The sequence below is a fragment of the Streptomyces sp. NPDC025784 genome (assembly GCF_055558435.1).
This window is the reverse complement of the sequence record NZ_JBVHMN010000020.1, coordinates 128,620-144,222: the sequence shown is the minus strand read 5'-3', so window position 1 is coordinate 144,222 and position 15,603 is coordinate 128,620. Positions and strand designations below refer to the sequence as shown.

Sequence of the window (15,603 nt, the reverse complement as noted above, 5' to 3'; positions counted from 1 at the left end):
TCGGCGGTGGTCAGCCGAGGACGGCCCGGGAGTCGAGGGCGAGGGCACCGTGCGGGCTCACGAGGAGCGGGTTGACCTCGATCTCGGCGATCTCGGGGTGGGCGGCGGCGAACGCGGTGATCGCCTCGACGGCCGCCGCCACCGCGGCGACGTCGACGGGCGGGCGGCCGCGTACGCCGTCGAGCAGGGCGGCGGTGCGCAGTCCGCGCAGCAGACTCAGGGCACGGCCGGCGGAGACGGGGGCCAGCGTGAAGGCGACGTCGTGCAGTGCCTCGGCCAGCACTCCGCCGAGGCCCACCATGGCGACCGGGCCGAAACGCGGGTCCCGGTTGACGCCGACGATCAGTTCGATGCCGTCGGTGAGGTCCGCCATGGCCTCCACGGAGTAGGCGGGGGCGCCGAGCCGGGCGTGCATCTCCCGGAAGGCGGCGAGCAGTTCGTCGGGGCCGGCGAGCCCCAGTGCCACTCCGCCCGCGTCGGACTTGTGGAGCAGATGGAGGGCTTTGAGGACGTAGGGTCCGGGGAAGTCCGCGGCCGCGGCGAGCAGTTCGGTCTCGTCGTGGATCTCGCGCGCGGCCGGGAAGGCGAGTCCGGCTTCCTCGAGTGCTCTTCGGGTGCCCATGTAGCCGCTGTCGCGCAAGGGGGCCGCGGCCGGGGGGAGCGGCGTGACGCCGGTACGCGGGGGGCCGGGCGCCGTGGCGGCGAGGGCGCGCGCGGCGTCCTCGGTGGCGGCGAAGACCGGGATGCCGGCCGTGGCGAGGGTGCGGCAGCTGGGCGAGTCCGGGTACATCGACTGCACCACCAGCGGTTTCGCGGTGGCGCTGTGATGGTCGGCGATGAGACGGGCGGCCTCCCGCTCCCCCTCCGCGAGCACGAGGCCGCCTCCGCCGAGTCCGCCGTCGGCGGCCGCGTACCCGCCGAAGTAGCCGGTCATCAGGACGGCGTCGACCTCCTCGGCGGCCAGCAGCGCGGCGACGGTCCGCGCGTACGAGCCCGGGTCCTGCTCGCCCATCCCGGCGAGGTCGACCGGGTTGGCGACGGCCGACTGTTCCCACAGGGCCTCGCGCAGGTGTCGCCGTGTCGGCCCGGTGAGTTCGGGCACGGTGAGGCCGGCCGCCTCGACGGCGTCGGCGGCGACGACACCGTGGCCGCCGCCGTCGGTGAGCACGGCGACCCGGCGGCCGGCCGGCCGGCGGACGCCGGTCAGTGCGGCCAGGGCGACGGTGAGTTCACGAGGAGTGGCGACCAGTTCGACACCGGCGTCGCGGCATGCGGCGGTCACCACGTCGGCGGAGGTGGTGAGTGCCCCGGTGTGCGACTGGGCGCTGCGGGCGGAGGCGTCCCCGCGTCCCGCGGTGAGCAGCACCACGGGTTTTCCCGCGGCTGCGGCGGCCTCGGCGAAGGCGCGTCCGTCGGCGAAGTCCTCGGCGTAGACGGCGATGGCGCGGGTGCCCTCGTGCCGGGAGCAGTCGGCGAGCAGGTCGACGAGGGTGACGTCGGCCTGGTTGCCCAGCGAGACGAACCGGGAGAAGCCGAGGCCGTGCGGGCGGAAGCGGAGCTGGAGTTCGAGGGCGAGGTTGCCGCTCTGGCTGAGGAGGGCGACGCCGCCGGGCGTGAAGGTGTCGGAGGCGAGGAACAGGTCGGTGGTGTTGTCGGCGATTCCCAGGCAGTTGGGGCCGACCATCACGGCTCCCGCGGCGCGGACCCGCTCGGCGACGGCGAGCTGCCTGGTCCGCCCGGCCTCTCCGGTCTCGGCGAAGCCTGCGGTGATCGCGACGATCGCCCGGGCCCCGCAACGCAGGGCCTCGTCGACGGCGTCCTCGAAGCCGGCGGCGGGCACCGAGACCACCGCCAGGTCGACGGGTTCGCCGATCGCGCTCAGGCTGGGTGCGGCGCTGCGGCCGAGCACGGTGCCGCCGCGGCGGTTCACCAGGTGGACGGGGCGGCGGCCGTTCGCGCGGATGGCCTGGGCGGCGATGGCATGACCGTACTTGGCCGGGTCGTCGCTGGCTCCGACGACGGCGACGGAGACGGGGTCGAAGAGGGCCGACAGGTCACGTCCCATGTCACTTCACCAGCCGCAGCGCGGAGTTGGGGCAGGCGGCGACCGCGGCCACGGCGGCTTCCTCGTCGCCGGGCGGGACCTCGCCGACGCGGAGCTGCGCATAGCCCCACTCGTCGAGGTCGATCAGCTCGGGCGCGGGTTCCTGACAGAGGCCGTAGCCCTGGCAGCGGGTGGAGTCCAGCAGGAGTTTCATGGTGCGGTCCTTTCGGTGCGCCGGGTTCGGGCGGATGGCGGGGTGGGGTGTGGTGGCCGGGGCAGGTCAGGGCACCGGGACCGTGAACCGGTGTCCCCCGCCGTTCGGCGTCGCCCGGCACGGCGGGCAGACCGTCCCCCGGTGGGCGTCGACGCGGTCGGGGAAGTGGGTGAGGAGGGTGCCGGCGATGCGTGCGGCGGCGTCGAGCAGACCGCAGGCGCCACGCCCGGGCAGTTGCTCCGACCAGCGGCGCAGCCTGGCGGTGGTGTCGTCGTCCGCCTCGCCCCGGGCGACGGTCGCGAGGGCGCCGGCCAGCGCACCGGTGCCGGAGACGCAGACCCCGCACTGGCGGGCGCTCTGGGCCGCGAGGTGGGCGGCGGCCTCGCTGGCGGCGGCGACCGGGCAGTCCTCGGGGTGCAGGAAGTGCAGGGCTCCGCAGCCGAGCGCTCCCCCGGCGGCCCGGAGCCGGTCGTGGTCGAGCGGAAGGTCCGTCCAGCCCGCGCCGTGCAGCCCTCCGAACAGACCGCCCAGCAGCACCGCTTCGGCCCTGCCGTGGCCGCACAGGTCGGCGAGGACCTTCAGGTGCGTACCGGCGGGCACCTCGACGAGTGCGGCCGCGTCGTCGGCGCCCGTACGGCTTCGGGTGCCGGAGAGGGTCACCAGATAGGTCCCGGCGACGGTGTCCGCGGACTCGGGGCGTGCGTGCATCAGCGCGACGCGGGCCAGCGTCTCGACGTTGGCGACGAGGGTGGGCGCCCCGCCGACACCGCTCTCGAACGGGCGCGGGGGTTTGGCCGTGGGCAGGGCCGGGCCGCCGTCGATGCGCCGGACGACCGCGGTCTCCTCGCCCGCGACGTAGGTGTGCTCGGCGCGTACGACGTCGACGGGCGGGTCGAAGGGGCGCTCGGCCAGTGCGCGGCGCACGGCCTGCTCGGCGCCGGCGTCGGAGAGGTACACGCAGCCGCGTCCGGCACCGGTCATGGCGGCGGCCAGTCCGAGGCCGTCCAGGACCAGGTGCGGGCGGTGTCGCAGCAGCCAGCGGTCCTTGACCGACCCCGGCTCGCCCTCCTCGCCGTTGGCGACGACGACGGGACGGCCCGGTCCGTCGCGTACGGCACGGAGCTTGACGGCTGCGGGGAACCCGGCTCCGCCCCGGCCGCGGAGTCCCGCGGCGGCGATCCGGTCGAGGAGCAGGCCGGGCACCGGCAGCGGCGCGTATCCGCCCTCGGCGAGATACCGGGCGAGGTCCTCACCGCCGGAGGGGGCGAGGGCCTCGGACGGCTCCCCGACACCGGGGCGCCCGGCACCGGGCAGCGGCGCGCCGAGGAGGCCGTGCCGTCCTTCGGGGAGGAGGGAGAGGACGCCGGTCATGCGGTGCTCCTGGGCTCGGGGTGTTCGAGGGCCTCGTCCAGCCGACGGGAAAGGCCTGCGGGACCCGTGAGGTCCGGCGGACCGAAGTGCTCGTCCAGGTGCCCTGAGGGGCTTGGGCCCGCGGAGGGGTCCGTGCCGTGTCGGGACCTGAGCCGCGCCAGCGCCTCTTCCAGGTCCCGCCGTTGCGGGGCGGTTCGGGCATAGCCGGCGCCGGGCAGGCCGATCAGCATGCGGTGGTGGTCGAGGACGACCTCGCCGGCCACCAGCGCCGGCCGTGGGTCGGCGCCTGCGTGTTCCGTCGCCGCCTCGACGACCAGGTCGGTGACCTCTCCGAGGTAGCGCAGCCAGCCGCGCTGTGTGCCGCGCAGCACCAGCCGCTCGACGCGCCGCCGCTCGGCGGCGACCAGGGCCGACCGCGGGCGACCGTCCGCCGGGGCGCGCAGGGCGGCCACCGCGGCGGGCAGCTCCTGCTCGGGTTCCGGCGTGAGGCCGAGCCAGACGAGACTTCGGCGAGCGCTCATGGGGGCCTCCGGGGTCGCGCCGTTTCCGGGTGGTCCGGAGACGGGTGGCGCGGCGATGGCGTGTACGGGGGTGCTCCGGCGCCGTGACGAAAGGGGCGGGGAGCGGTGCGGGGTGCCTGGCCGGGGCCGGGCACGGCGTGGACCGGGGGTGTCGGGACCGGTGCGAGCCGCACGGCCGGACCGGGGCGGCGCGCGGCCCGAGCCGTGCGTCGTGCGGGGACCGGGGTGTCCGATGCGGACGCCCGGTGTGGTGCGGACGGTGGTCCGCGGGCTGGCGGAATGTGCCCGGGGAGCCGTCTGCGGGCCTGGGGCATCCGCCTGCCACGACACTAACTAACTAATTAGTCAGCCCACAAGTCTTGACTTCGCTCCGCGGCGGTCCCACTCTGACTAACCAATTAGTCAGCCGGATCGCGGCAGGTCCGGAGGCTTCCAGGACGAGCGCGTCCGGATCTTCACCTGCCGCCTCTTCCGGGCACGGCCTCACCGCCCATCGCCGCCGTCGCGGCGCGGAGGAGGACTTCATGCACCCCTCGACCACACGGGCAGTCACCCTCTCCCCTGCCCCCGCGGAGCCGCCCCCCGAGCATCCCGGGGAAGCGCTGTCCGCGCGTTATTACACCGACCCGGCCGTCGCCGAGGCCGAGACCGAGCACATCTTCGCCAGGTCCTGGCAGCTCGTCTGCCACGAGTCCGACCTCCCCGGCCCCGGCGCACGTCTGGCCGCCACGGCCGCGGGCCGGGAGGTACTGGTCGTACGCACCGAGGACGGCGGCCTCGCCGCCCACCTGAACGTGTGCCGGCATCGCGGAACCCGCCTGGTCACCGCTCCCGAGCCGTCGGGCAAGGCGATTCGCTGCCCGTACCACGGCTGGACCTACAAACTGGACGGCCGGCTCGTCGGCGCCCCCGAAGCGCGCCGGATCCCCTGCCTGGACAAGCCCCGGCTCGGGCTGCACCCGGTGAATGTGGAGTCCTTCCTCGGCTTCGTCTTCGTCAACCTCGACCTCGAAGCGGTGCCGCTCTCCCAGAGCTGCGCCGGGCTCGCCGAGGCCGTCGGCCGCTACGCCGGGCCCGGCCTCGTGCCCGTCGGCAAGCACCGCATCCACGACGTGGCACACGGCGAGGAGCAGAACGCCAACTGGAAGGTGATCGTCGACAACTATCTGGAGGGCTATCACGTCCCCGTGGCCCACCCCGCGCTGATGCGTCTGCTCGACTACCAGGCGTACACGGTGGACGTCCAGGAGAACTACGTGCTGTTCGAGTCGCCGCTGCGCGACAAGCCGTCCTCGAACTGGACCGAGCGGCTCTACCAGCGCCTCGCGACCCCCATGCCGGGACTCACCGACGACGACCGACGCGTCTGGCGCTACGCCGTGATCTACCCCAACACGCTCATCGACTTCTACCCTGACCACGTGCTCGCGTGGACCGCCCTGCCCACCGCCCAGGACCGGGCGGCGATCCCCGGCGCCTTCTACACCCGGCACGGGGAGAGCGTCCGCACCAGGCTGGCCCGGCGGCTGAACATCCACATCGGCTGGGTCACCAACGACGAGGACGCCGAGCTGGTCGAGCGGGTGCAGGCCGGACTGCGCACGCCCGGGTTCGAGCCAGGTCCGCTGTCGCAGCGCGAGGCCGCCGTCGGATGGTTCGCCCGTCGGGTCAGGGACGACCTGGAGGGCCGCATCGCGACCCCGGGCGGACCCGACCGCAACGGCCGGGCCCCGGTCCGCGACCGGCGCGACGGGCACGCCCCGGACGGAGACGGCCGGTGACGCCCCGCCGTACGGCCGCCGCGCCGCGCCGCCGGTACGCCGTACTCCCCCCGTCGGGCTTACCGCGCGTGAGTTGACACCCTCACACCCTCGCACCCTCCCCAGACCGGTCTTCAGTACGGAGTCAGGGCCTCCGTGAGCCGACCAGCCGGTCCCGCCCTGGAGTTGTGCCGTTCCTCGACGGAGAGGACGTTCCATGTCCCCCGAGGTACCCCCACCGACCCGGCGCGCCCTCCTGCGGGCAGGCGCCTGCGGTCTGCTGGGCGCCGCGGTCGGCGGCTGCGGGTTCATGCCCGCGAAGAAGCCCGACGCAAAGGAGCTCGCGCCGGTCCAGGCGCGCGTCGACGGCGATCTCGTCTACTTCAACTGGGCCGACTTCGTCGACCCGTCCGTGTTCAAGGGCTTCGAGAAGGAGTACCGCGTCAGGGTCGTCCAGTCGAACTTCGACTCGATGGAAGGCATGGTCGCCAAGCTCAACGCCGGCAACCGCTACGACATCGTCTTCCCGACGGCCAAGTGGGCCCAGCGTCTGGTCCGCGGCGGCCGGCTGCGCCGCATCGACCACTCCCAGCTCACCAACGCGCACGCCGTGTTCGGCGCACACGCGTACTTCACCGACCCCTGGTACGACCCCGGCTCCGCGCACACCGTCCCCTTCACCGCGTACAAGACCGGCATCGGCTGGCGCCGCGACCGGATCGGCGAGCTGAGCGGATCCTGGAAGGACCTGTGGAACGACCGCGCCAGGGGCAAGGTCTTCCTGCTGGACGACCGCGACGAGGTCCTCGGCATGGGCGCCCTCGCCCTCGGCCTGGACGTGAGCACCGGAGACACCGGCGACCTCGACCGCATCACCTCGCTGCTCGGCACCCTGCGCCCCCGGCTGCGCGGCTTCTCCAGCGACAGCTACAACAACCTCCTCAACGGCAACGCCGTCATGACACAGGCGTGGAGCGGCGACATGGCCGCCATGCTCAACCAGGCCAAGGACCCCTCCGTGTTCGGCTTCGAGGCCCCCAAGGAGGGCACGCCGATCAACTCCGACTGCTACGCCATCCCCTGGAACGCCCCCCACCCGGGCACCGCGATGCTCTTCATCGACTACATGCTCCGGCCCGAGAACGTGAAGAAGAACATCGAGTACATCGGCTATCCGATGCCGGTGGCCGGCTCCGAGAAGGTCTACGCCGACCTGGTCGGACCCTTCCCCGAGTGCCTCGTCACCGAGGAGGACCTGAAGGCGGACCTGTTCTTCCGCAACGGCGGCCGCGCGGCGGAGGACGCCCGTGACACCGCATGGACCCATGTGAAGGCGGGCTGACATGGCACTGCTGCGCCCCTCCTCGCGATCCCGCCGCCGCGGCCCGGACGCCACCGGCACCCGCATGTGGACCTGGTTCATGCTGCCCGGCACCCTGTGGATGACCGGCTTCCTGATCGCCTCGCTGGCGCTCGTCGCCGTCCTCGCGGTCGGCACCACCGACGACCTCGGCAACCCGCGCTTCGGCTTCGACCTGGCCGGCGTACGCGCCCTCGCCGACCCCGCCTACACCGAGGTCCTGGCACGCTCCCTCGGCTACGCCCTGCTGACCTGCGCGATCTGCCTGCTGATCGCCTACCCGGTGGCGTACACCATCGCCCTGCACGGCGGTCGCTACAAGCACGCGCTGATCGCCGCGATCGTGGTGCCCTTCTTCGCCAACTATCTGGTCCGGATGTACGGCTGGTCGGTCGTCCTGTCCGACGACGGCCCTCTCTTGCGGGCGCTGCGCGCGGTGGGACTGGCCGACGGCGACACCAAGATCCTCAACACCGGCGTCGGTGTGGTCGCGGGACTCGTCTACGGCTTCGTCGTCTTCATGATCATCCCCTTGTACGCGGCGCTGGAACGGCTGGACGTCTCCCTCATCGAGGCCGGCCGCGACCTCTACGGCGGCCCGGTCCGGACGTTCTTCTTCGTCACCCTGCCCGCGACCCGCCAGGGCGCGGCGGCCGGACTCGTGCTGGTCTTCCTGCCCGCCATGGGCGACTTCGTCAGCGCACAGCTCATGGGAGGACCGGACCAGATCATGATCGGCAACCTCATCCAGGACAAGTTCTTCCAGGGCCAGAACTGGCCCCTCGGATCCGCGCTCACCATGCTGCTGATGCTGGTCCTGCTGATCGGGATGCTCGGCTACCTGCGGCGCACCCGCAAGGACGAGGCGGAGGCGCTCCGATGACCCTGCTCAAGCCGACCTCCGCCACCGCGCCGGCCCGCCCGGCCGCCCGGACCCGCGCCCGGCGCGGACGTGCCGACCGCCGGCCCCGCGTCCTCATCACGGTCACCTCCCTCTTCTTCCTCCTGCTCTACCTGCCCATCGCCGTGGTGGCCCTGTTCTCCTTCAACTCCAAGAAGTCCCTCACCGTGTTCGGCGGTTTCAGCCTGCGCTGGTACCGCACCTTCGCCCACGACGACGTCCTCATCGCGTCCTTGGGCACCAGTCTGCGGATCTCCCTGGTGGCGATGGCCGGTTCGGTCCTCCTCGGAGTGGCGCTCGCGCTCGGACTCGTCCGCTGCCGCACCCGGCTCGGCTCGCTGGCCGGGCTGATCATGCTGGTCCCGTTGATCACCCCGGAGATCGTCACGGGTGTCGCGTCGATGCTGCTGTTCAAGGGCCTGGGTGTGGCCCTGTCCACCGGCACGGTGATGCTCGCCGAGATCACCTTCTCGATCTCCTACGTCACCGTCATCCTGCGCTCCCGGGTCGCCGCACTGAACCCGGAGGTGGAGGAGGCCGCGATGGACCTCGGCGCCACCCGCTGGCAGGCGGTCCGCCTGGTCACCCTGCCGGCGCTGCTGCCCGCGGTGCTCGCCTCCGCCGTGCTGATCTTCGCGCTCGTCTTCGACGACTTCGTCCTCGCCTACTTCACCACCGGCGTCGACCCCCAGCCGCTGTCGGTGCGGATCTACTCGGCCATCCGCTTCGGGGTGCAGCCCACGATCAACGCGGTCGGCACGCTGATGCTCGCCGGATCCATCTGCCTGATCGCCCTGGCCCTGTTCATCCCGCGCCTCTTCGGCCGCCGCGGCGGCCTCGACATCCTCTCCGGAGCGTGACCCCATGGACGCGACCCCCGCCGTCCGGCTCGAAGGCGTCTCCAAGCAGTTCGCCGACTCGTACGCCGTCCACCACCTGGACCTCGACATCGAGGCCGGCCACTTCTTCTCCCTGCTCGGGCCCTCCGGCTGCGGCAAGACCACCTCGCTGCGCATGATCGGCGGGTTCAGCGACCCCACAGAGGGCTCGGTGCTGCTCGCCGGCGAGGACGTCACCGCCCTGCCGCCGAACAAGCGCAACGTCAACACCGTCTTCCAGAGCTACGCGCTGTTCGACCACCTGAGCATCGCCGACAACGTCGCCTTCGGCCTCAAGCGCAAGGGCGTGGCCAAGACGGAGATCCGCCGGCGCGTCGGCGAGATGCTGGAGCTGGTCCAGCTCGACGGTCTGGCCGACCGCAAGCCCCGTACGCTGTCCGGCGGCCAGCGCCAGCGCGTCGCCCTCGCCCGCGCGCTCGTCAATCGTCCGGCCGTCCTCCTCCTCGACGAGCCGCTCGCCGCCCTCGACCTGAAACTTCGCCGGCAGATGCAGGTGGAGCTGAAGCAGATCCAGCGAGAGGTCGGCATCACCTTCGTCTTCGTCACCCACGACCAGGACGAGGCACTGACCATGTCCGACCGGATCGCGGTGATGAACAAGGGCCGCATCGAGCAGTGCGGCACCCCCGAGGACATCTACGAACACCCCGCCACCCGCTTCGTCGCCTCCTTCATGGGCACCTCCAACCTGATGGCCGGCACCTACCGCGACGGTGAGGTCTCCCTGGACCAGGGGCCCGCCCTCGCGGTCGGTCCCCGCAGCGGTATCGCCGACGGCTCCGCGGTCAGCGTGTCCGTGCGCCCCGAGAAGATTTGGTTGTCCGACTTCGAGCCGGGCATGTCGAAGCTGCGCGGGGTGCTCCGCGACACCGTCTACAGCGGCCCGACCACCACCTATCTGATCGAACTCGCCCCGGGCGTCACGCTGTCGGTGCTGGAGCAGAACACGGCCCGCGCGCGCATGGAGGACCGCTGGAGCGGCGGCGAGTCGGTGGAGTTCGGCTGGCGGCCCGAGCACTGTCTCGTGCTGGCCTGAACCCGCCGCACCCCGAATCCGCCGCACCGAGGAAAGCGAAGCTGATGCATCACGACGTGATCGTGCTCGGCGCCGGTCTCGCCGGGCTCGCCGCCGCCCGGGACCTGGCCGCCGCCGGCACCGACGTACTCGTCCTGGAGGCGCGGGACCGCGTCGGCGGGCGGGTCGAGCAGACCCGTACGCCCGACGGCCGCACCGTCCAGCTGGGCGGCGAAGTGGTCGGCCACGGGCACACCGCCTACCTTCGACTGGCCAAGGAACTGGGCCTCGAACCGGTCCCCAGCTATGTCGCCGAACCCGGCCGTATCACCCGGGCCACGCCGGAGGGCCGCTCGGCCGGTGATCCGCCGCACTGGTTCGGTCCCGGCGACGCGGCACTGCACGAGCGGCTCGGCTCGGAGTTCACCGCGCTGGCCGCCACGGTGGATCCCGACGACCCCTGGTCGCATCCGGACGCCGCCGCCCTGGACCGGCTGTCCGTGGCCGGCTGGCTGCGTTCCCGGCAGGCCACCTCCGCGGTCGTCCGCCTGTGGGACATCGGCCAACTCGCCCTGGCCGGTGGCTCCTACGAGCGGATCTCGCTGCTGGCCGCGCTGCGCAAGAGCGCGGCGGTACCCGGCTCCGGCACGGGCGACTACGACTACGGCGACTGGGAGGGACTGCGCCTCGCGGAGGGATCGGCGACGCTCGCCGAGGTCATGGCCCGCGAACTGGGGCCGCGCATCCGGCTCGGCTCCCCCGCCGCCGCCCTGGACATCCGCCCCGGCAGCTGCTCCGTGCGCCTCGTCACCGGCGAGGTCCTCACCGCGGCGGCCGTGGTGAGCGCCCTGCCCGTGGGACCACTGCGGGACGTGGCCGTCAGCGGGGTGAGCGAGGCCCGCCTCGCCTCCCTGCACCGTCAACGCCACGCGACGGCCGCCAAGTTCGCGGCCGTCTACGACCGTCCCTTCTGGCGCGCCGCCGGTCTGAACGGCCTCTCCGAGTCGGAGGGCGTACTGGGCAGCACCTGGCCGCAGAACGACGGCGTCCTGTCGGCCCTGATCCCGCCCGAGCGCTACGGCGTCCTGCTCGGCACCCCGCCGCAGCTGCGCACTCCCGAGCTGCTCGCCGAGATGGCCGTCATGTTCGGTGACGAGGCACTCCGGCCGGCCTCCTGCCATCTGCGGCTGTGGGGCACCGACCCCTGGACCCAGGGCTATGTCACCCAGTGGCCGCCGGGCGAGGTCATGGCGGTCGGTCCGCTGCACGGAACGCACGAACCGCCGTTCTACGTCTGCGGCTCCGACCAGTGGGTCGCCGGATACATGGAGGGCGCCGTCCGCACCGGCCGCGCCGCCGCCGAGGAGGCGCTGCGCCGTGGCTGACACCGACCGCCTCAATCACGTGGGCGGCAAAGACGTACCGGCCGCCTCCGGCGCGACGCTCCGCCTGGTCGATCCGGCCACCGGACTCCCCCACGGCACCGCCCCGCTGTCCGGCCCCGAGGACGTGGACGCCGCATGCCGGGCGGCCCGGGACGCGCTGCCCGGCTGGTCGGCCACGACTCCGGGACAGCGCCAGACCGCGCTGCTGCGCGTCGCCGACGCCCTGGAGCGGCAGGCCGACATGGTGGCGCACGCCGAGGTGACCGACACGGGCAAGCCGCGCGCCCTGTTCCTGGCGGACGAACTGCCGGCGATCGTGGACGTGTTGCGGTACTTCGCCGGAGCGGCACGGAACCTGCCGGGCGCCGCGGCAGCCGAGTACACACCCTTCCGTACGTCGGTGCTGCGGCGCGAGCCGATCGGCGTGTGCGCCCAGATCACGCCGTGGAACTACCCGCTGATGATGGCCGTGTGGAAGATCGCGCCGGCACTCGCCGCCGGCAACACCGTCGTCCTGAAGCCGTCCGACACCACGCCGTCATCCGCCACGCTCCTCGCCGGGCTGGCCGCCGAGCACCTGCCGCCGGGGGTGCTCAACGTGGTGTGCGGCGACCGCGACACCGGACGGTCCCTCGTCGCCCACCCCGAGGTCCGGCTGGTGGCGGTCACCGGCAGTGTGCGCGCCGGCCGGGAGATCGCCGCGGCCGCGGCCGCCGACCTCAAGCGGCTCCACCTGGAACTGGGCGGCAACGCGCCGGTGCTGATCCACGAGGACGCCGATCTCGACGACGCGGTCGAGCAGTTGTCCTCGCTCGCCTTCTACAACGCGGGGCAGGACTGCACGGCGGCGACCAGGATCCTGGTGCACCGCGGGGTCCACGACGCCTTCCTGGAGGCGTTCGCCGCCCGGGCCGCACGGCTGCGGCCCGGAGCCCCGGACGAGGACGGCGCCGATTTCGGGCCGCTCGCCAACGCAGCTCAACTCGCTTCCGTGCAAGGGCTCCTGGCCAGGCTGCCGGACCACGCGCGGATCGTCCACGGCGGCGCCGCCGTGGACCGGCCCGGCTACTTCCACCAGGCCACGGTGATCGCCGGGGCGCGTCAGCGGGACGAGATCGTGCAGAGCGAGGTGTTCGGCCCGGTCGTCACCGTCCAGCCCTTCGCCGACGAGGCGGAAGCATTCCGGATGGCGAACGACGTGCCCCAGGGCCTCGCCGCGAGCGTCTGGACGCGCGACCACGACCGGGCCATGCGCGCGAGCCGGGCGCTCCACACCGGCATCGTCTGGGTCAACACCCATGGCACGACGGTGTCGGAGATGCCGCACGGCGGCGTACGCCACTCCGGCCACGGCAGCGACCTCTCCCTCACCGGACTGCTCGACTACACGCAGGTCAAGCACGTCATGCTGTGACGGCGCCGCCCCCGCGGCGCCCGTCCCCGCGGCGCCCGCCCCGTCAGAGCTTGGCGCCGAAGTCCTGCGTCCACCACGGGCCGCCGGACCCCCTGTGGACACCCACGCCGATGTTCTTGAACGAACAGTTGAGGATGTTGGCGCGGTGGCCGGGGCTGTTCATCCAGGACTCCATCACCGCCTCGGGGGTCTGCTGCCCCTGGGCGATGTTCTCGCCGTACGTGGACCAGCGGTAACCGGCGGCGGTGATGCGCTGGCCGGGGTCGGCACCGTCGGGGTTGGTGTGCTCGAAGAAGTTGCGGGCCGCCATGTCGTCGGAGTGGGCCTGCGCGGCGTCCTCCAGTTGCGGGTCCTCCGTGAGAGGCCCGCAGCCGGCGGCCGCCCGCTCCTTGTTCACCAGCGCGACCACCTGCGTGATCGTGTTCGTCGGCGCCGACTGCGCCTCGATCGTCCTGGAGGGGGTCGGAGTCGGCCGTGCGGTCTGCCGGGAGGTCGACACGCTCTCCTTGGCGTGGGTCGGGGTCTTGGAAGGGCTCGGCTTCTTGGTCGCGGACGCGGATACGGACGGCGACGGGGAAGCCGACGCCGAACTCTCGGCGGGACCGGACGCGGAGAGGTCCACCACGTGCTGGTCGTCGGGCTGCACGGCGGTCGCCTCGTCGGATCCGCCGCCGTTGCCCGGGTCCGTGCCGAAGTACCAGAGACCCCCGCCCGCGACGCAGACCGCCACCACCGCTCCGCCGACGGCCCGGCGCCGGACACGCCGCTGCCGACGGGCCTCGCTGCGGGAGGTCCCCCGGCCGCGTCCGGCACGGTGGCGCGCCCCGCCACCCGGCCCCGCGTCGCCGCCGGAGGCGCCGAGCGAGGAGGCCGCGCCGACGGGTTCCATCTCCCGGCAGGCGACGCGCACTCCCTCCAGAAGCGCGGGCGAGGCCGCCACCAGCGCCAGGCCGGCGAGCAGCCCCTCGGCGGGCATCAGCCCGCTCCACAGTCCGGAGCAGTACACGCAGCCGCGCGCGTGCCGGGCTATTCGCTTGCGCCACAGGGCCGAGGGCCGGCCGTCCCAGGAGGCCAGCTCGCCCCGCAGTTCCTCGCACGGCGGCTGGGCGTCGAGGGCGCGCACCACCACGCGCGCGGCCTCCAGTTGCGCCTTCATCCGCTGAACTCGGACCGCCGCGTGCTGGGGTGACAGCTCCAGTGCCGCGGCCACCTCGTTGCGGGTCAGTTCGCCGGCGCACTCCAGCCACCACAGTGACAGGAGTCCGCGGTCGTCGGGCTCCAGCCAGCGTGTGGCGCGCGCCGTCTCCTGCCGCTGGCCGGACAGTTGGAGCCGCACCATCGTCAGGTCCACGAAGTCGGCGCCCGGGTCGGCGAAGTCCTTGGTGTCCTCCACGGCGTCCGGCGCGACCTGCCGGTCCTGCCAGTGCGCCCGGACCTGATTCATCGCGATCGCCACGAGCCAGGAGCGGAAGCTCTCGGGGGTACGCAGGTCCTCGAGCGCGTCGAGGGCGCGGAGCATGGTCTCCTGCACCACGTCGTCGACGTCGACCGAGCCGTTCAGCGCCCGCCCCACGATGTTGTAGACCAGCGGGAGGTACGCGCTGACCAAGGCGTCCTGGGCTTCCGGATCGCCTTCCCGCGCGGCGGCCACCAGTGCCGTCGACGCCGCCGTGCGCTGTGTGCTCATCAAAACTTCCCCGTCCTCGACTCCGAACGATGCTGTCCGACACATCGGAGACCGCTCGGCGAGCCCCGGATAACAGTTATTCGGTCACTCGTTTCCCGAGAGGTTGTCCGCAGGGACGGGCGACCGCAATGGAGGACGTCACATCGGCGCGCTCCGCGGACGAGATTGCAGATCCCGGTCCGGGCCTCACATATGGACGAATCCCGATGACTTGGCGGATATGCATCGCGGTCTCGGGTTCGCGCGCCGGGCAACGGCACGGCGGACGCGACGAGTTCGCCCTCTCGCCGAGCCGTCGCGAGCATCGGCGCCGTCGGCGAGAGGTGCCGGATCGCCATCGAGCGCTTCGCCGAGGCGGACGGCGCCTGGCAACTCACTCTCTCGACATCCGGCCCGAGATCCTCGCCCCGCTGGTCGAACGGCTGCCGGCCGGGCGTGCCACGGTCCGGCGGCTGGACCTGTACGACCACGCCGACCTGCTCGACGCGATCAGGGGTGCCGCTTCGGTCGTGCTCGGCGCCGGGCCCTACATCCGCACCTCCGAGCCGGTCATCTCGGCCTGCCTGGAGGCCAACGTGCCGTACCTCGACGTCGACGACGACGTCGAGAGCACCCAGCACGCCCTCTCCCTGCACGAGAAGGCAGCGGCCGCGGGCGTCCCGGTCTACGTCGGCTGCGGTGCCTCACCGGGGATGGGCAACGCGCCGGCGGCCGACGCCGCGAGCGAGCTCGACACCGTCGAGGACATCACCTTGGGCCGGCTGGTCGGCGACGAGCAGCCGGAAGTGGGCCGGGCGGTGCTCCAGCATCTGCTGCACATCGCCGCCGGCGACTGTCTGACGTGGGAGAACGGCGGACCGGTCATCCACGAGTCGTACGTCGGCACGACGACCCTGTCGCTGGGCGGTGGTGCCGACGAGGTCCTCCGGTACGAGACCGCACACCCGGAACCGGTCACACTGCCCCGCCGCTACCCGGGGGCGAGCCGCATCCGCTGTGTCGGCGGACTGGACCCGGCACCGTTCAACGGCA

The 15,603-nt window shown here is 72.9% G+C and carries 12 protein-coding genes and 1 pseudogene; 8 read left to right on the top strand and 5 right to left on the bottom strand.

Annotated elements, in window-relative coordinates; all coding sequences use genetic code 11:
- Positions 1-10: 10 nt before the first annotated feature.
- From ACZ4IF_RS35240 to ACZ4IF_RS35225, 4 genes are all read right to left on the bottom strand, one after another.
- Positions 11-2,065 (bottom strand): acetate--CoA ligase family protein, encoded by a 2,055-nt coding sequence (locus ACZ4IF_RS35240; RefSeq protein ID WP_467570407.1) that lies wholly within the window; start codon positions 2,063-2,065, stop codon positions 11-13.
- Position 2,066: 1 nt separating this feature from the next.
- The gene (locus ACZ4IF_RS35235; protein ID WP_359496147.1) at positions 2,067-2,258 is read right to left on the bottom strand and encodes a ferredoxin; all 192 of its coding nucleotides are present in this window, start codon (positions 2,256-2,258) and stop codon (positions 2,067-2,069) included.
- A 66-nt stretch (positions 2,259-2,324) separates the two neighbouring features.
- Positions 2,325-3,629, bottom strand: a complete 1,305-nt coding sequence (locus ACZ4IF_RS35230; RefSeq protein WP_467570405.1) for an NADH-ubiquinone oxidoreductase-F iron-sulfur binding region domain-containing protein — start codon at positions 3,627-3,629, stop codon at positions 2,325-2,327.
- Positions 3,626-4,150: a hypothetical protein gene (locus tag ACZ4IF_RS35225; RefSeq protein ID WP_467570403.1), complete on the bottom strand. Its 525-nt coding sequence runs from the start codon at positions 4,148-4,150 to the stop codon at positions 3,626-3,628. The genes ACZ4IF_RS35230 and ACZ4IF_RS35225 overlap by 4 nt, the downstream gene beginning before the upstream one ends.
- A 524-nt stretch (positions 4,151-4,674) precedes the next feature.
- Here ACZ4IF_RS35225 and ACZ4IF_RS35220 point away from each other — a divergent pair.
- The 7 genes from ACZ4IF_RS35220 to ACZ4IF_RS35190 all read left to right on the top strand — a co-directional run bounded on the left by ACZ4IF_RS35220 (position 4,675) and on the right by ACZ4IF_RS35190 (position 12,884).
- Positions 4,675-5,931 (top strand): aromatic ring-hydroxylating oxygenase subunit alpha, encoded by a 1,257-nt coding sequence (locus ACZ4IF_RS35220; protein WP_467570400.1) that lies wholly within the window; start codon positions 4,675-4,677, stop codon positions 5,929-5,931.
- Positions 5,932-6,127: 196 nt separating this feature from the next.
- On the top strand, positions 6,128-7,252 hold the full coding sequence (locus ACZ4IF_RS35215; RefSeq protein ID WP_467570397.1) for a polyamine ABC transporter substrate-binding protein: 1,125 nt from the start codon (positions 6,128-6,130) through the stop codon (positions 7,250-7,252).
- 1 nt (position 7,253) lies between these two features.
- Positions 7,254-8,153 (top strand): ABC transporter permease, encoded by a 900-nt coding sequence (locus ACZ4IF_RS35210; protein ID WP_467570394.1) that lies wholly within the window; start codon positions 7,254-7,256, stop codon positions 8,151-8,153.
- Positions 8,150-9,031, top strand: a complete 882-nt coding sequence (locus ACZ4IF_RS35205; protein WP_467570391.1) for an ABC transporter permease — start codon at positions 8,150-8,152, stop codon at positions 9,029-9,031. The genes ACZ4IF_RS35210 and ACZ4IF_RS35205 overlap by 4 nt, the downstream gene beginning before the upstream one ends.
- A gap of 4 nt (positions 9,032-9,035) precedes the next feature.
- Positions 9,036-10,106: an ABC transporter ATP-binding protein gene (locus tag ACZ4IF_RS35200; protein WP_467570389.1), complete on the top strand. Its 1,071-nt coding sequence runs from the start codon at positions 9,036-9,038 to the stop codon at positions 10,104-10,106.
- Positions 10,107-10,150: 44 nt separating this feature from the next.
- Positions 10,151-11,470 carry a flavin monoamine oxidase family protein gene (locus tag ACZ4IF_RS35195; RefSeq protein ID WP_467570386.1) on the top strand — a complete coding sequence of 440 codons (1,320 nt, stop codon included), beginning with the start codon at positions 10,151-10,153 and terminating at the stop codon, positions 11,468-11,470.
- On the top strand, positions 11,463-12,884 hold the full coding sequence (locus ACZ4IF_RS35190; protein WP_467570384.1) for an aminobutyraldehyde dehydrogenase: 1,422 nt from the start codon (positions 11,463-11,465) through the stop codon (positions 12,882-12,884). The genes ACZ4IF_RS35195 and ACZ4IF_RS35190 overlap by 8 nt, the downstream gene beginning before the upstream one ends.
- 43 nt (positions 12,885-12,927) lie before the next feature.
- Here the strand turns inward: ACZ4IF_RS35190 and ACZ4IF_RS35185 are convergent, their stop codons facing one another.
- Positions 12,928-14,571, bottom strand: a complete 1,644-nt coding sequence (locus ACZ4IF_RS35185) for a sigma-70 family RNA polymerase sigma factor (RefSeq protein ID WP_467570381.1) — start codon at positions 14,569-14,571, stop codon at positions 12,928-12,930.
- A gap of 29 nt (positions 14,572-14,600) precedes the next feature.
- Here ACZ4IF_RS35185 and ACZ4IF_RS35180 point away from each other — a divergent pair.
- A pseudogene (locus ACZ4IF_RS35180) lies at positions 14,601-15,170 on the top strand (hypothetical protein); the annotation flags it as partial.
- Positions 15,171-15,603 lie beyond the last annotated feature (433 nt).

What these genes read in the sequence shown, in the direction of transcription:
- ACZ4IF_RS35185 (WP_467570381.1), bottom strand. Translation starts at nt 14,571, where the DNA reads ATGAGCACACAGCGCACGGCGGCGTCGACGGCACTGGTGGCCGCCGCG.
- ACZ4IF_RS35200 (WP_467570389.1), top strand. Translation starts at nt 9,036, where the DNA reads ATGGACGCGACCCCCGCCGTCCGGCTCGAAGGCGTCTCCAAGCAGTTC.
- ACZ4IF_RS35220 (WP_467570400.1), top strand. Translation starts at nt 4,675, where the DNA reads ATGCACCCCTCGACCACACGGGCAGTCACCCTCTCCCCTGCCCCCGCG.
- ACZ4IF_RS35210 (WP_467570394.1), top strand. Translation starts at nt 7,254, where the DNA reads ATGGCACTGCTGCGCCCCTCCTCGCGATCCCGCCGCCGCGGCCCGGAC.
- ACZ4IF_RS35205 (WP_467570391.1), top strand. Translation starts at nt 8,150, where the DNA reads ATGACCCTGCTCAAGCCGACCTCCGCCACCGCGCCGGCCCGCCCGGCC.
- ACZ4IF_RS35235 (WP_359496147.1), bottom strand. Translation starts at nt 2,258, where the DNA reads ATGAAACTCCTGCTGGACTCCACCCGCTGCCAGGGCTACGGCCTCTGT.
- ACZ4IF_RS35225 (WP_467570403.1), bottom strand. Translation starts at nt 4,150, where the DNA reads ATGAGCGCTCGCCGAAGTCTCGTCTGGCTCGGCCTCACGCCGGAACCC.
- ACZ4IF_RS35240 (WP_467570407.1), bottom strand. Translation starts at nt 2,065, where the DNA reads ATGGGACGTGACCTGTCGGCCCTCTTCGACCCCGTCTCCGTCGCCGTC.
- ACZ4IF_RS35230 (WP_467570405.1), bottom strand. Translation starts at nt 3,629, where the DNA reads ATGACCGGCGTCCTCTCCCTCCTCCCCGAAGGACGGCACGGCCTCCTC.
- ACZ4IF_RS35195 (WP_467570386.1), top strand. Translation starts at nt 10,151, where the DNA reads ATGCATCACGACGTGATCGTGCTCGGCGCCGGTCTCGCCGGGCTCGCC.
- ACZ4IF_RS35215 (WP_467570397.1), top strand. Translation starts at nt 6,128, where the DNA reads ATGTCCCCCGAGGTACCCCCACCGACCCGGCGCGCCCTCCTGCGGGCA.